Below are 15,159 nucleotides of genomic sequence, written 5' to 3'. Positions count from 1 at the left end.
CGAAAGAGAGCGCCATGGCCGACGGAACAGGCAATGACTCCAAGCTTCGCGCCTCCCGCCCCACGCTGCGGGTGGACGGTCGCGAGCACCCCACGCTCGCCAGCGGGCTGCTGGAGCTGTGCATCGTCGAGACGGCGCAAGGGCTGTACCGGTGCGAGGCCACGTTCGGCAACTGGGGCCCGAAGGATGGCGAGACGGGGTTCCTCTACTTCGACCGCTCGGTGCTCGACTTCGGCAAGCCCTTCGAGGTGCGGTTGGGCAAGCAGGACGTCCTCTTCGAGGGACGCATCACCGGCCTGGAGGCGGGCTTCCCGGAGAGCGCCTCCCCCACCCTCACGGTGCTGGCCGAGGACCGGCTTCAAGACTTGCGGATGACGCGGCGGACGACGACGTACGAGAACGCGAGTGACGAAGACGTCCTTCGCCAGCTCGCGGGCAAGCATGGCCTGACAGCGGACGTGGCGGTCCCTGGTCCCAAGCATGCGGTGCTGGCCCAGGTGAACCAGAGCGACCTCGCCTTCCTGCGCGAGCGCTGCCGCGCGGTGGACGCGGAGCTGTGGGTGGAGGGCAAGGCACTGAAGGCGAAGGCTCGAGGCAGTCGCTCCACCGGGACACCGCTGAAGCTGGGACGCGGCAACGAGCTGATGTCCTTCACGGTGCTGGCGGACCTGGCGGGCCAGCGCTCCTCGGTGACGGTGGGCGGGTGGAACGTGACGGAGAAGGACGCGATTGCGTGCGAGGCGGGCCCGTCCGTGCTGGGCGCGGAGCTGGAGAAGGACGAGAGCGGCGCGAGCCTGCTGGCCTCGAAGCTGGCCGAGCGCAAGGAGGCCGTGGTGCACGCGGCGCCCCTGGGTGTTCCGGAGGCCCAGGCGCGCGCGGACGCGCACTTCCGCCAGCAGGCGCGGCGCTTCGTGGTGGGACGCGGCACCGCGCAGACGGACGCGAAGCTGCGCGTGGGGGCGCGCGTGGAGTTGACGGGCCTGGGGCCGCTGTTCAGCGGCAAGTACCACCTGGCCGAGGTGAAGCACCTGTTCGACGGCGCGCGCGGCCTTCGCACGGAGCTGGTGGCGGAGCGCGCTGGACTGGGGAAGGCGTCATGAGCGCGGACGCGGCGTGGGAACAGGTGCTGGACGAGCGCGTCGCGGACGGCCTGGGGGGCCGCTTCTATGGCCTGTATCCCGCGCGCGTCACCGACCTGAAGGACCCGGACAACCAGGGCCGGGTGAAGGTGCTGCTGCCGTGGGCCGCGGACGCGGCGGGCGGCGGGCGCTACGAGGCCTGGGCGCGGCTGGCCACGCTGATGGGTGGCAACAATCGCGGCTCCTGGTTCGTGCCCGACGTGGATGACGAGGTGCTGGTGGGCTTCGAGGCGGGAGACGCGCGGCGGCCCTACGTGGTGGGCGCGCTGTGGAACGGGAAGGACAAGCCGCCGGAGTCCATGGACGGCTCGGGCCGCAACGCGAAGAAGGTGCTGCGCTCTCGCAACGGCATCGTCATCACGCTCGACGACACGGACGGCCAGGAGACGCTCACGCTGGAGACGCCCGCCGGTCAGACGGTGACGCTCAAGGACGGGCCCGGCTCCATCGAGGCGAAGGACAGCAACGGCAACTCGCTGAAGATGGAGTCCAGCGGAATCACGGTGAATGCGGCGGCCAAGGTCACCATCAACGCGAGCACGGCGGAGATTTCAGCCGGGATGCTCACCGTCAACGCGGGCATGTCCAAGTTCAGCGGCGTGGTGCAGGCGGACACGGTCATCACCAACAGCGTCGTCAGCGCGTCGTACACGCCGGGCGCGGGGAACGTGTGGTGATGGCCACGACGCTTCCACATCCTGTGCAGTGGGTGACGGCCTCTCCGCTGTGGGGCCCCGCGCCCGACAAGCTGGCGCGACTCCAGGCACCGGGCATCCTCCAGTTCGACTCGGACCGCTTCATGGAGGAGCTGGCGGAGCGACTCCAATCGCCCGAGCGGCCCGACCTGACGGACCTGCTGGTGACTCGCTTCAAGAGCTACCGCGAGCGCATGCCCGGCGAGCCGCCGGACGACGAGGTCAACACCCCGCCCAAGCTGTACCAGCCGGCACACGGCCGCTTCTATCTGGTCGCCACCAGCCTCGTGTGTCGCCTGCCGGGCCTGCCCGACCATGTCGTGGACACGGCGCGCGGGGAGAAAGCCGCGTTCGTCCTGCGCCGCTCCCTGGGCGGCGGCAAGGAAGGCGCGTGGGTGCCGGCCACTCCGGGCAACCCCGCCGACAAGCGGCGCATCTGGAAGGAGCTGAGCACGGCCGAGACGGGTGCGCTGGCGAAGGGCGAGGAGCTGCTGCCCCTCTTCCCGGTGAACTTCGCCCCCGAGGGGAAACGCCGCCGGATGCTCGTGGGGCTGGTGCCGACTTCCAGTCGCGACACCTTCGAGTCCGCGGCGGCCTTCCAGGACGATGACCCGAGCACGGGGTTGGACCCGGACAAGATGCTCGCGGAGGAGGCCGAGGTCCAGGTCGTCGCTCCCTTCGAGCAGCTCCTCGCATACACGAAGTCGACGAGCGACGCGGTGGCCGTCCAGAAGGAGGTGACGCGCTTCCTGCTCGTGGACTTCGCCACCTTCCTGGAGGAGCGCATCCCCTCGCTGTGGACGCTGCTCGACAAGGCGTCACCGGGTCCCACGCCCGCGGCGGGCTCGCCCCTGCGCACGCTGTTCCTGCTGCTGACGGGCAACCACCGCGTGGAGGGCAGCGCCGGGGACACGTGGCAGCAGGCGCTGCGGAAGGCGATGCAGCAGCGCACGGCCATCCTCAACGGAGGCACGGGCGGGCTCGACTACAACCTGCGGCTTTGCACCGAGGTGACAGTGGCGGCGCTGCGCTCGGCCCTGGGCGCGGCGGTGGCGGCGGGAGTGTACTCACTGCCCTCGGAGCCGGAGCCGGTGTCCAAGCTGGAGGAGCCGGGCAAGGCGCTCTACGTGATGCGCTGCGTGTATTTGAAGCCGGCTTGCGGCGCGCTGTGCCCGCCCATCGTCAGCGCGCCATCGAAGGCTTTCACCCTGGCGCCGTTCTTTGATTCGGACGCCCCCGCGCGTCCGGTGCGAATCGAACTGCCGTTGGACACCAGCATCCGTGGGCTGCGCAAGTTCAAGAAGAACGTCGGCTTCACGCTGTCGAAGGGGCTCCGCAAGCAGATGTCTCGGGTGTCGGGGTTGGAGAAGACGATGAAGGGGGAGCTCGACGACGGGCTGAGCTTCGACCTGGGAGAGCTGTGCATGTTCTCCATCCCCATCATCACGCTCTGCGCGTTCATCGTCCTGATGATCTTCTTCAGCCTGCTCAACATCATCTTCTGGTGGATGCCCTTCCTGAAAATCTGTCTGCCCAAGCCCAGGGTGGGGTGAGTCCATGGACGCCGGAAAACTCATTGGACGCGGCCTCGGCTTCCCCCCACGCGTGGGCCCGGACGGGCGCATGCAGTGGTCCGAGGGTGAGCGCAACGTGCGTGAAACCATCCAAATCATCCTCGCCACCGAGCAGCGCGAGCGATTGATGTTGCCGGAGTTCGGCGCGGGGCTCGGGCGCTTCTTGTTCGAGCCGAACACCGTCACGACGCGGCATCAAATCGGCGAGCGCATCACCCGGGCCCTGGCGCAGTGGGAGCCCCGCATCGCGGTGGAGTCGGTCAGCGTGGACGCGGACCCGCAGGACGCTCGGGCCGCCACGGCGACCATCACCTACAAGCTCGTGGCCACCGGCGCACGAGAGCGGCTCAACCTGAGCGTCACGCTCGCGGGGTAACGACATCGTGCCACTCACCCTCCCGCCCATCGATGACCGCAAGTATCAGCAGCTCCTCGACGAGGCGCTGGCGCGCATCCCCATCCACAACCCCGAGTGGACCAACTTCAACAAGTCCGACCCGGGCGTCACGCTGTTGGAGCTCTTCGCCTTCCTGACGGAGAGCCTGCTCTACCGAGCCAACCAGATTCCGGAGCGCAACCGGCTCAAGTTCCTCCAGTTGCTCGGCGTGCCGCTGCTGCCCGCCGCTTCCGCGCGCGGCCTGGTCGCCCTCCGCAACGAGCGCGGCGGTCCTCCCCAGGCCCTCACCCTGACCGAGGGCGTGGAGGTCCGCGCGGGACAGGTCCCCTTCCGCACCGAGCGCGGCCTGGACGTACTGCCCGTGGAGGCCGCGTGCTTCTACAAGCGGAGCGTCGCGCCCGAGGAGCGCGTGAAGGAGTACTACCAGGAGCTGTACGCCTCCTTCACCGCCACCGCGCCTCCGCCCGCGCCGCTCAACGAACTGCAGTTCTACGAGACGACGCCCTTTTCTCCGCGCGGCACGGAGCCGCTGGACCTCAACACCGAGACGCTGGACAAGGCGCTGTGGGTGGCCCTGCTGCTGCGGCCCGCGGACCGGAAGCTCCCCGATGCGTTGACTCGGGCGAGGGAGGAGCTGAAGGGCAAGGTGCTGACGGTGGGGCTCGCGCCCGCTGGCGGCTCCGAGGGCCGGGACCTGGTCCCCAATGGACAGGCGCGGCCCGTGGGCTCGGCGGTGCTGCAGTTCCAGCTTCCCCGGCTGCCGGTGGACGGCAAGCTCCCGGAGGACCCGGCGCTGCGCAACGCGAGCTGGCGCACCCTCGTCACCTCGGAGATGCCCACCGAGCCGTCCGTGGTGGACGTCCCCCTGCCCTCCACGCTCGCCGAGCTGGAGCTGTGGACGAACCTGGACCCGCTGGAGGCGGGCACGCGCGACTTCCCTCCCTCGCTCGACGATGAGGACCTGGAGGCGCGCGTCATCACCTGGGTCCGCATCACCGCCTCCGCGCCGGTGACGACGAAGCTCCTGTGGGCCGGCATCAACGCCGCGCCTGTGTCCCAGCGCGAGCGCGTGACGAGCGAGCTGTTGCCCACGGGCTCGGGCGAGCCGGACCAGGCGCTGAAGCTGTCGCGCGCGCCGGTGCTGCCTGGCTCGGTGCGGCTGAGCGTCACGGTGAACGGCGTCACCGAAACGTGGGAGGAGATTGACGACCTGACGAGCGCGGGCCCCGAGGTGTCGGTGCCGGACCCGCGCCTGCCGCCCGGTTCTCCTCGCCCCGCGCAGACGCGCGTGAAGGTGTTCCGCCTGGACGCCGAAGCGGGCGAGCTGCGCTTTGGTGACGGTGCGCACGGTGCGCGGCCTCCACTCGGCGCCACGCTGCGCGCCGACTACGACCACGGTGTGGGTCGCGCCGGCAACGTGGCCACGGGCACGGTGGCGAGCGGGCCCGCGCTTCCTCCCGGCATCCAAGTGGCGAACCCGCTGCCCACGTGGGGCGGCTCCGACGCGGAAGGCGTGCTCGAAGGAGAGCGGCACATCTCGCGATTCCTCCAGCACCGGGACAGGCTGGTGACGGCGCAGGACTTCGAGGCGGTGACGCTGCGCACGCCCGGCGTGGCGGTGGGCCGCGTAGATGTGCTGCCCGCGTTCCACCCCGCCCTCTCGCCCAATGAGCCGGGGGATGCTCCCGGCGCGGTGACGGTGCTGGCCATTCCCCGCTCGGAGCCCGACGCGCGCGAGGTGGAGGGACCGGACACCTTCCTGGATGCGATTGCCTGCTGGCTGGCGCCGCGCCGACTGGTGACGACCGAGGTCTTCGTGCGCCGCCCCCAATACCGGCCCATCTGGGTGACGGTGGGCCTGGAGGTGGTGGCGGGAGTGTCCCAGGCGCAGGTGCGCGAGGCGGTGAAGGCGGCCCTCACCGAGTTCCTGTCGCCCCTGCCTCCCGAGGACGCGGAGTTGCTGGAGCAGACGGTGTCCCTGGCGGGAGCGCATCCGGCCACCGTGGCGCGACGGGGCTGGCCGCTGCGCAAGGCGGTGGTGTCGCTGGAGCTGGCGGCCGTGGCCAGTCGTGTGGCGGGCGTGGCGCTGGTGCGCGGCGTGCGGCTGGGTCTCGCCACGGGCACGCAGCAGGACCAGATACCGATGACGGGGCTCCAGCTCCCTCGGCTCGCCGGTCTCTCCGTCGCCGTGGGTGACGCGCCCTCGCTCGACGATTTGCGCGGCACGTCCGTCACGACGACGCAGCGGCCGTTCGTCTCCGTGCCCATCGTTCCCGAGGAGTGCCGATAGATGGATGCCAACGGCGCTCGTTTTCATCTGCTGCTCGGTCGCGACGACTGGGGCCGCTGCACCTCGAAGGGCCGACTGCTCTCCGAGGCCTGGAGCGAGGCGTCCGGCACCGGCGCGGACGTCGCGTGGGACTCCACACGCGCGGAGGTCTCCCTGCGCGCGGAGCTGTTCCGCTTCATCGCCGCGCCTCGCGATGTGCCTCCTGTCCTGGACGACCGACGCGGCGCCGCGAAGGACCGCTACGGCAACGTCTACTGGGTGGCTCGCGACGGGCGCATGCTGAAGGTCCTCTCCAGCGGCTCACGGCAGACGAGTGACTTCTGGCCTGTCACTCCCGAGGCCACACCTGTTTCAGGCACGGGTGGCTTCGGTCCGCTCGTTCCGCCCACGCCTCCCACGCCCGAACTGCTCGCGGGCATGGCCATCAGCGGGCATCACTATCTGGTGGTGGGCACGGTCGCTCCCGCCGGGCTGCTCGTGTTCGACCTGCACTCGGGCGGCCCCCCGGTGCGACACGTGTGGCCCACGGGAGTGCCCTTCGCGCCGTGGGACATGGCGGCCACTCCGGATGGCGGCGTGGTGGTGCTGGACCGTCAGCACCGTCGACTGTGGCGACTGGACGCGGGCTTCCGCGTGGTGCGCACGGGCGTGGATGACGTGCTCTCCGCGGCGCGCGTGGAGTCCTTCCAGCCCCTGGCCGGAGGACCGACGCGCACGATTCCGGCCGTCACCTTCCCGCACCCGGTGACGCTGGATGCGTCGACGCCCGTCGCCGCGCAGGACCCCATCTCCGTGGAGGTGCTGCCGGACGGCCGCGTGCTGGTGCTGGACCGAGGCACCGACGACAGCCGACTGCTCGTGTACCGCGACGGCGTCCTCGATGGCGCCCCGGTGCCACTGGAGGTGGACGGCCTGCTCGGGGAGATTAGCCCCTCGTCGTCGTATGTCCTCGTGGTTCACGACATGGCGCTGCTTCCCGCCGGGTCCGACGGCTCGGTGGGCCGTGTCGTCGTCGTGGGGCGGGATGGCAACCAGGCCTTCGCCTTCGAGCTGCTCGCCACCGAAGGAGGCCCGCTCGTCGCGGTGGCCCAGCCGGAGTACCTGCCGCTGCGACTCTTCGGGGGCAAGGCACTCATCGCCTCGGACGGCCAGGCCCTCTACGACTTCGCTGACACGTTCATCCCGCTCGTCGCCCAGCGCCGCCCGCGCTACGTGGCCGAGGGCACGCTCCGCACGCCCGTGCTCGATGGGCGCACGCCCGACTGCGTGTGGCATCGCCTGCTGCTGGATGCGTCCCTCCCGCCAGGAGCGCGCCTCGTGGTGCGCAGTCGCGCGGCGAATGAGCGCTCGGACCTGGAGGCGCTGCCCTTCAGCGAGGAGCCCACGCTCCACAAACGCGGAGATGGCTCCGAGCTCCCCTTCACCACGACTGCGAAGGGCGAGCACCGAGGCACCTTCGAGGTGCTCTTCCAGCGCGCCAAGGGCCGCTATGCGCAGGTGGAGTTGACGCTCCAGGGTGGAGGCGCAGCGACGCCGCGAGTCCATGCGATGCGCGCCTGGTACCCGCGCTTCTCCTACGCGGAGCAATACCTCCCCGGCCTGTACCGACAGGACCCGGAGTCGGCCAGCTTCCTGGACCGCTTCCTCGCGAACCCCGAGGGCCTGCTCACGCCGCTGGAAGACCGCATCGCCGCCGCCCAGGTCCTCTTCGACGCGAGGAGCGCGCCGCCCGAGGCGCTCGAGTGGCTTGCCTCCTGGTTCGGCGTGGCGCTGGACCCTGCCTGGGACGAGACGCGTCGCCGCCTCTTCCTGCGCCACACGCTGGACTTCTTCCAGTGGCGAGGCACCCCGCGCGGCCTGCGCATGGCCCTGCGCGTGGCCCTGGACGACTGTCCGGACGACTCCATCTTCACCGATGACACCGAGCCGACGCGCGCCCGCTACCGCATCGTCGAGCGCTTCCGCTCCGCGCGCACTCCGTTCCTCTTCGCGACGGACGCCACCGAGGCGGGAGGCATCCGCATCCAGCCCGCCGCCACGTCACGCCGCTGGGAGCCTTCGCAGGGAATCGCGCGACTGCTGGAGCGCTATCAAGCCGCCCTGGTGGACGCCGGAGTGACGGCGCCGGTGGATGCGCTCCCCTTGCGCGAGCCCCCGCAGGAAGCCGTGGCCACGGTGTGGCGAGCCTTCATGCAAGAGGCGCTGGGCTTCATTCCGGCCGCCACGGCGGCGAGCGCACCGCGCTGGCTCGACTTCCTCACGCGGCGCTATCGGACGGTGCAGGCGCTCAACGCGGCGCACGGCACCCCGCTGACGGACTTCACGCAGGCCACATCGCCAGTGACGCTGCCCGGGGACGGTCCGGCGCAGTCGGACTGGTACCACTTCGAGACGGTGGTGTTGCCCGTGCGCGCGGCGGCCCACCGCTTCACGGTGGTGCTGCCCGTTCCACGAGGCAGCGCGGCGCAGGAGCAGCGCGCGCGACAAGAGCAGGCGATGCGGGTGGTGGCGGTGGAGAAGCCGGCCCACACCGTGTTCGACGTGAAGTTCTACTGGGACATGTTCCGCGTCGGCGAAGCCCGCCTGGGCGTGGACACCCTGGTCGACCTGGGCAGCCGTGCCCCCGAGCTGATGCCCGCCATGCGGCTCGGACGCGAATACCTGGCGGAAAGCCATCTGGCCCCGAGACCACCCCAAGACGCCGCGGACCGGCGAATCCTGGGGAGGGACTTGCTCGGGCGCCGTGAGACCCACGGGAGCGACATCCAATGAGCACCTTCACTTCCACGTCAGTGCAGCGCGCGCCGGCCGACCCGACCAAACACGTCAACTACGTGCTCGGCATGGTGCTGGGCGTGGACGACTTCACCCAGGAGTTCGCCTACCTCTCCGAGCGAGACAGATGGCTCGCGCGCGACTTGCTCGGCTACGGCACCGCCTGGGGCCTCTCCGTCAGTCATGGCGCTGGCGCACGGGGCCCGGAGGTGCGCGTCACCCCCGGCGCGGCGCTGACACCGCGAGGACAGTGGGTCCGCGTGACGCCCACGCAGTGCGCGGCGCTCAACGACTGGCTCCTCGCGCGAGGCACCGAGGTGGACGCGTACCTGCGCGCGGGCAACCGGCTGACGGTGTACGTGGTGCTGCGCCACCGCGACTGCCTCACGGACCCGGTGCCCGTGCCGGGTGAGCCGTGCCGCACCGAGGACGACACCACCGCCCCGTCGCGCGTTACGGACGACTTCCACCTGGAGCTGGCGCTCCGGCCGCCCCCGCCTCCGCTGGAGGAGAACGCGGTGCGCGACTTCGCGCGCTGGCTGCGGCGGAACATGAACGTCTTCGCCTCCTCGCCCACGCCCACCACGCTGGAGCAGTTCATCACGCTGCTGCGAAACTCCGTCGTCCCCTCCTCGCCGGTGTCACCGGTGGACGACTACGTGCTGGACGACCTGCCCGGCGGGCCGGTGCCGGTGCTGGAGACGGACGTGGAGTCCTTCCTGCGAGAGGCTTCGCGGGTGTGGGTGACGGAGCTGCGGCCCCTCTGGCGGACGAACTGGCTGGGCGAGGCCCAGGGCTGCACCCAACCGGTGTCTCCCGCGCCGGAGTCGGAGGCGGACGGCGTCCTCCTGGCGGCGGTGGACCTGCCGCTGGTGCGCGAGCTGGGCACCGGCCCCTGGAAGGTCGACGCGGCGGGCACGAAGTCGGTGGACGAGGCGCGGCGGCCCGTCCTGCTGCACCAGCGCATGCTCCAGGAGTGGCTGCTGGCGGGGCTCGCCCGTGACGCCTCGGCCGTGCACCGTCCGGACGACCTGCCGCCCTACTCCATCATCGCGTCGGGGATGATTCCCATCGACGAGACCTCCACCGACGTCGGCTACAACGGCTTGAAGGTGACGAAGGTGGACGTGGGGCTCGTGACGGTGAGCTTCACCGGCTACTCGCACCAGCCGGACCAGTGGCGCTACGTGCTCAAGACGACGCTCGTGGAGCCGCAGAACGGCCTGGTGACGCAGCCCTCCATCACCTTCGTGCGCGCGGACACGGACGGCCTGCTGCTGAAGGTGCGCGACAAGGACGCGCTGCTCCCCATCCTCACCCTCCGCAAGATGGGCCTCATCGTGGAGGTGAGCCAGTACGCCATCGCCCCGAAGAAGAAGTCAGTCGGTGGCCCGACGAAGCCGAGCCCTCGCACGGAAAGCCTGAGGTAGGCCATGCGCATCGACCTGGACACCGCGTACCTCGAGGACGGCATCCGCTCGACGAACTTCTTCAACGGCCGGCTGCTGTCCGCAGAGGACCTGAGTCAGGAGCAGACCGCCCACGAGGCGGCGCTGGGACGACACGTGCGAGCCATGGGCGAAGGTGTCGCCCACGGGCTCGCTGTGTCCATCTCACCGGGAAGCACCGTGTCCTCACCGCTCGTCACCGTGACGGCGGGCCTGGCGCTCAGTCGCGCGGGCCACGCGCTGGAACTGCTCCAGCCGGTAGAGGTCTCCCTGGTGCGAGGCCCCTCCAACAGCGGGAGCGGCGCGACGGCCACCGCCACGGGCGGTTTCGAGACCTGCTCGCCGGGCAGCAGCGACTACGTGTCCGGCACGGGCGTGTACCTGCTGGTCCTCTCGCCCGCGTCCGGCCGCGAGGGGCGCGCGCCCGTCAGTGGCCTCGGTGGAAATCCCTCCTCCGGCTGCGAAGCGAAGCGGCGCGTGGAGGGCGTGCGCTTCCGGCTGCTGGACTTGAAGCTGACGGCGGCCCAGCTCTCGGACGAAGCGCACCTGCGCAGCCGGGTGGCGAACCTGTGCCTGGGCACGTCGGACGCGGCGAGCCGCGCGTGGATGGTGAATCCCTTCGGGCCGGCGAATCCACCCTATGGCCTCATCGACAAGCTGCGGCCCGCGGCGCTGACGTCGTGTGACGTGCCGCTGGCGGTGGTGCACTGGAAGGCGGGCGTGGGCCTGCGCTGGGTGGACGCCTGGGCCGCGCGACGCCGGCCCGCGCGAGTGGCCACGCCAGAGCGCTGGGGCCTGGGCCTGGACGACCGGCGTGCCACGGAGGGCGAGGCGAGCTTCCTCCAGTTCCAGGAGCACCTGGACACGCTGCGCACCGGGACACCGGAGACGGTGCGCGCGCTGGACCACTTCGTGGCGCTGCCCGCGGTGGGACTGTTGCCACTGGAGGGAATGACGGGCGCGCGCGGCTTCACGTACACGAAGTTCTTCGACGGGCTCACCTATCCCCCCGAGGCGCCGGTCCACGTGGAGGGCTCGCGGCTGCAGGCCCTCTTGAGGATGTCGCTGGCGTATCCGCCGGTGGACCTGGTCCGCAAGGAGCCCTTCCTGTGGCTGTACCTGGTCCATGAGAACCAGCTCGCGCAGAGCGACGCGAGCGCCCCTCGGCCCCAGCCCTATCTCGTCTTCGCCAGTGGCTACCTGCCCTACCTGGGTGACGCGCGGTCCGACGCCGCGCACTGGCACTTCGGCAACTACGCGCTGCCCCGCTGACCTTTCCACCTTCCATCTCTCGCAGGCCGCGAGGAGACCCCGATGGCCGACCCACTCAACCTCGTCAAGCCCGGCGACCTCATCAGCGCCGAGCTCATCAATGCGATCATCCAGTTGCTGAACGCGCTGGCCACCACGTCGGGCGGCCCCAACGTGGTGCCCAACCTCTTCAGCCGAACGCTGCTCGACGTGAAGGCCCTGATTGCGCAGTCCGGCGGCAACCTCCAGCTCGCCCTGTCCATGGATGCCTCCGGGCTGGTGGTGAACCTCAATGACCCGAAGAACAACGCGCGGCCGGTCATCGGGCAGATTCCCACGCCGGGCACCCGGGTGCAGGACGGCACGGGCATCCACCTGCTGGTGGCGACCCAGGCCGGCTCCACGCCCACGCCTCCGGCGAAGCCCACCGTCAGCGGCTTCTCTCCGTTGACGCCGAACATCGGCACGGAGGTGCAGATCATCGGCGAGAACTTCGACGCGGTTCGCGGCAACAACACGGTGACGTTCGACGGGACGGTGGCCGCGCCGCCCTCGAACGCGAGCACGCGCTACTCGCTGTTCGTCGTCGTGCCCTCCGTCGCGAACCCACCCGCGGCCGGCCAGCAGAAGACGGTGACGGTGGTGGTGACCAACCCCGCGGGCGCGACGTCCTCGCAGCTCATCATCCTGGGGCCCACCGGCACGCCGCTGCCCGCAATCACTCCCTTCAGCATCGCCAACGCCCCGCTGGGCGGCGAGCTCATCATCAACGGTCAGAACTTCGGTACCACGCTGACCAACATCCGCGTGTTCTTCGACGACCAGCCCCGGGATGGCACCTCGGGGACGCCCATTGGCGTGCAGCCGCTGGGCACGTCCACGCTGCCGAGCCGGCTCGTCGTCACCATCCCCTCGTCCCTGACGGGCATCAACCTCTCCGGGGACAGCAAGATCGTCAACATCAAGGTGCGCGTGGGGACGGCCATGTCTCCCACGCAGGCACTCGAAATCTACAAGCCCTGAGGTCCACCACATGCCAAGACATTCCAAGAGGCTTTCCTGGCTCGCGCTCCCCTTCCTCCTGGGGGCGACGGGCTCCCTGGCAGCGACGCACGAACTGGCCATCTCCGCGCCCGCGACCACCATTCCCATCACCCGCGTGAAGGTGATGCTCGAGTCCAGCACGCCGATTCAGAACGGCGCGACGCTGAACTTCGAGACGTCCATGGGCAACACCGATGTGGTGGTGGGCGGCGGGCCCGTCAACCTGGCCAACGGCGACAACGTGTTCATCGTCGGGGCCGGCACCAACGCCATCATCATCGACTACAAGCGGCGGGACGTCCTGGCCGCCCTGGACAACCTCTGCGGCATCAAGCCCGCCCAGGATGGTTCCGGGACGATTCGCTTCACGCCGGACGCCACGAACTTCAACAACCTCACGGGCTATCGCACCACGACGTTCGCCGCGCCATCGTTGGACCAGTGCACCTGCTCCTCGCGACGGGTGAAGGGCCTGACGAACTGGACCCTGCCGCCTCCGGGTGTGAATCGGGGCCGCATCCCCATGGACGTGGCGCTGGTGCTGGACCGCTCCGGCAGCATGGATTCGGCGACGCCCGGTGACTCGATGAACGTGCAGAAGTGGCTCGCGCTGCAGAGCGCCGCCGAGCAGTTCATCCACTTCTGGGAGGTGGAGGGGTTGGATCCCCTGAGTGAGGCGGGCGGTTCGGGGCTGGGAAGGGACCGGCTGGCGCTCGTCTACTTCGAGAGCGACTCCGAGCCGACCAAGTTCAACGGAAAGCTGTTCGTCGAGCGCGCTCCGGCGCTGATGGATGGCGGTCACCCGTGGGAGCAGGCCGTCAGCCATGTGAACGCGAATGTCACCGCGGGCACCACGGCGATGGGCGGCGGCATCCGGGATGCGCTCGCCGCGTGGCAGGAGGACAAGGTCAATGACCTGACGCTCGTGGTGATGACGGACGGCATGCAGAACGTCAATCCCATGGTGAAGGACGGCACGGGCCCGGACATCGGCTTCAAGGTGCTGGAAGTCACTCCCGGTACGACGGAGCGCCTCACCAATCACTGCGTCCCCATGCTGACGGTGGCGGTGGCCAGCGGCGCCGTCCCGTACGCGGACCTGATGAACGCCGTCTCCCAGCAGACTGCCGGACAGAACCACCTGACGACGAGCAGCGGCACCACCACGGCCTTCGCGCAGCAACTGGTCGCGGCGCTCAAGGGCAACACGCTGGCCACGCTGCTCCAGAGCTCCACCACCCTGCCCGCGGGCACCAACACCGCGAGCCGCACCGTCGACGTGGACGGCACCGTGCAGAGCCTCTACGTCAACGTGGGCTGGTTCACCACGAGCCCGCGCGGGCAGCCCGTGACGCTCAAGGTGACCGCGCCGGATGGCAGCAACCCGAAGCCCGTGGCGGTGAAGACGGGCCGCAGCCACGTCCTGAACCGCTATGACCTCCCCAAGGCGGGGCCGGTCGGCAAGTGGCAGCTCACGGTGAGCCGCATCCCCGGGACGGCGAGCCCCGCCATTCCGTACCAGCTCGCGGCCTATGTGCAGGAGAAGAGCCTCGACTTCCAACTCTCGTTGGACAAGGTGCGGCACTCCGCGGGCCAGCCGCTCGAGGTCGTCGCGCAGGTGTCGTTCGACGGCAAGCCGCTGGAGAAGCTCAACAACGGCGAGCTGACCGTCCTGGTGGAGACGCCGAACGGGGCACTGGGCACGCTGATGCACGAGACGCGCGCCGAGGGGCGCGTCGAACAGGGGCCGGACCCGGTGTCACCGTACCAGGCCAAGCTGGACACGCTGATGAGGAACCCCGAGTTCCTGAGGAAGCTGGGGACCACCGTCGGAAAGGACTCATTGGCGCTGAAGGAGACCGCGCCCGGCATCTACAAGCTGGAGTTCGCGGACACGCAGACGCCCGGCACGTACCGCTTCCACTTCCAGCTCTTGATAAGGGGCCCCGCCGGCGAGCCAGTGCGACGCACGGAACTCCTGGAGACCCAGGTGGAGGTGCTGCCCTTTGGCCCAAAGTTCGAGGTCAAGGTGACGAGGGTCGACACTGGCAGCTACGTGCTCGTGCTGACCCCGCGGGACGCGCTGGGCAACTACGTGGGCCCGGGCTTCGAGGACCGCGTCGTCGTGCAGTTCAAAGGCAAGGGCAGGCAGGCCCCGGCCACCACGCCCAGGGTCGACGGCACCTACGAGGTCCGCCTGTCCGGGCTTGATGACCGCACCGAAATCATCGTGCTCGTGAACGGCACGCCCGTGGCCAAGGGCCCGGTCACGAAGCTGGAGCCAGTGGAGCCAAAGCCTCGGGACAACGGCTCCGAGCGTGACGGCGGCACGGGAGATGACGGCGGTTCCAGTCCACCGGTGCCTCCCACGGAGGGCTGTCCCTGCAAGCACACGCGTCCGAGCGGCTCCACCGGCGTCCTGGGGCTCGTGGCCCTGGGGTTCCTCGCGAGCCGTCGCCGCAAGCACCACGACGGGGACTGATGTCTGGCCTCCGGGAGTCCTCGTGACGAGGGCTCCCGGACCCGTGGCATCGCCTCATTTTCAT

At 70.0% G+C, this 15,159-nt stretch carries 10 protein-coding genes; all 10 read left to right on the top strand.

The window, feature by feature from the left end:
- The first annotated feature begins 14 nt into the window (after positions 1-14).
- Genes G4D83_RS12790 through G4D83_RS12745 form a run of 10 tightly spaced genes read left to right on the top strand, consistent with a single transcriptional unit; the run spans position 15 to position 15,095 of the window.
- Positions 15-1,100, top strand: coding sequence for a phage late control D family protein (locus G4D83_RS12790; protein WP_163865000.1), 1,086 nt, complete (start codon positions 15-17; stop codon positions 1,098-1,100).
- A complete protein-coding gene (locus G4D83_RS12785) occupies positions 1,097-1,816 on the top strand; it encodes a phage baseplate assembly protein V (protein WP_163864999.1) in 720 nt (239 codons plus the stop codon). Before G4D83_RS12790 ends, G4D83_RS12785 begins: the two co-directional genes overlap by 4 nt.
- Positions 1,816-3,387, top strand: coding sequence for a hypothetical protein (locus G4D83_RS12780; RefSeq protein ID WP_163864998.1), 1,572 nt, complete (start codon positions 1,816-1,818; stop codon positions 3,385-3,387). The genes G4D83_RS12785 and G4D83_RS12780 overlap by 1 nt, the downstream gene beginning before the upstream one ends.
- Positions 3,388-3,391: 4 nt before the next feature.
- Positions 3,392-3,784: a GPW/gp25 family protein gene (locus tag G4D83_RS12775; protein WP_163864997.1), complete on the top strand. Its 393-nt coding sequence runs from the start codon at positions 3,392-3,394 to the stop codon at positions 3,782-3,784.
- A gap of 7 nt (positions 3,785-3,791) precedes the next feature.
- On the top strand, positions 3,792-6,095 hold the full coding sequence (locus G4D83_RS12770) for a baseplate J/gp47 family protein (RefSeq protein WP_163864996.1): 2,304 nt from the start codon (positions 3,792-3,794) through the stop codon (positions 6,093-6,095).
- Complete coding sequence (locus G4D83_RS12765) at positions 6,096-8,867, top strand: phage tail protein (protein WP_163864995.1); 2,772 nt, start codon at positions 6,096-6,098, stop codon at positions 8,865-8,867.
- Positions 8,864-10,300, top strand: coding sequence for a hypothetical protein (locus tag G4D83_RS12760; protein WP_163864994.1), 1,437 nt, complete (start codon positions 8,864-8,866; stop codon positions 10,298-10,300). Before G4D83_RS12765 ends, G4D83_RS12760 begins: the two co-directional genes overlap by 4 nt.
- A 3-nt stretch (positions 10,301-10,303) precedes the next feature.
- Positions 10,304-11,590 (top strand): hypothetical protein, encoded by a 1,287-nt coding sequence (locus tag G4D83_RS12755; RefSeq protein WP_163864993.1) that lies wholly within the window; start codon positions 10,304-10,306, stop codon positions 11,588-11,590.
- 42 nt (positions 11,591-11,632) lie between these two features.
- Positions 11,633-12,592 (top strand): IPT/TIG domain-containing protein, encoded by a 960-nt coding sequence (locus G4D83_RS12750; protein WP_163864992.1) that lies wholly within the window; start codon positions 11,633-11,635, stop codon positions 12,590-12,592.
- A 10-nt stretch (positions 12,593-12,602) separates the two neighbouring features.
- Complete coding sequence (locus tag G4D83_RS12745; RefSeq protein WP_163864991.1) at positions 12,603-15,095, top strand: VWA domain-containing protein; 2,493 nt, start codon at positions 12,603-12,605, stop codon at positions 15,093-15,095.
- The last annotated feature ends 64 nt before the right edge of the window (positions 15,096-15,159 follow it).

Origin of the sequence: Myxococcus eversor (genome assembly GCF_010894455.1) — a bacterium.
Classification (GTDB): Bacteria; Myxococcota; Myxococcia; order Myxococcales; family Myxococcaceae; genus Myxococcus; species Myxococcus eversor.
This window is presented reverse-complemented; position numbering and strand designations above follow the sequence as displayed.

What these genes read in the sequence shown, in the direction of transcription:
- G4D83_RS12790 (WP_163865000.1), top strand. Translation starts at nt 15, where the DNA reads ATGGCCGACGGAACAGGCAATGACTCCAAGCTTCGCGCCTCCCGCCCC.
- G4D83_RS12785 (WP_163864999.1), top strand. Translation starts at nt 1,097, where the DNA reads ATGAGCGCGGACGCGGCGTGGGAACAGGTGCTGGACGAGCGCGTCGCG.
- G4D83_RS12780 (WP_163864998.1), top strand. Translation starts at nt 1,816, where the DNA reads ATGGCCACGACGCTTCCACATCCTGTGCAGTGGGTGACGGCCTCTCCG.
- G4D83_RS12775 (WP_163864997.1), top strand. Translation starts at nt 3,392, where the DNA reads ATGGACGCCGGAAAACTCATTGGACGCGGCCTCGGCTTCCCCCCACGC.
- G4D83_RS12765 (WP_163864995.1), top strand. Translation starts at nt 6,096, where the DNA reads ATGGATGCCAACGGCGCTCGTTTTCATCTGCTGCTCGGTCGCGACGAC.
- G4D83_RS12760 (WP_163864994.1), top strand. Translation starts at nt 8,864, where the DNA reads ATGAGCACCTTCACTTCCACGTCAGTGCAGCGCGCGCCGGCCGACCCG.
- G4D83_RS12755 (WP_163864993.1), top strand. Translation starts at nt 10,304, where the DNA reads ATGCGCATCGACCTGGACACCGCGTACCTCGAGGACGGCATCCGCTCG.
- G4D83_RS12750 (WP_163864992.1), top strand. Translation starts at nt 11,633, where the DNA reads ATGGCCGACCCACTCAACCTCGTCAAGCCCGGCGACCTCATCAGCGCC.
- G4D83_RS12745 (WP_163864991.1), top strand. Translation starts at nt 12,603, where the DNA reads ATGCCAAGACATTCCAAGAGGCTTTCCTGGCTCGCGCTCCCCTTCCTC.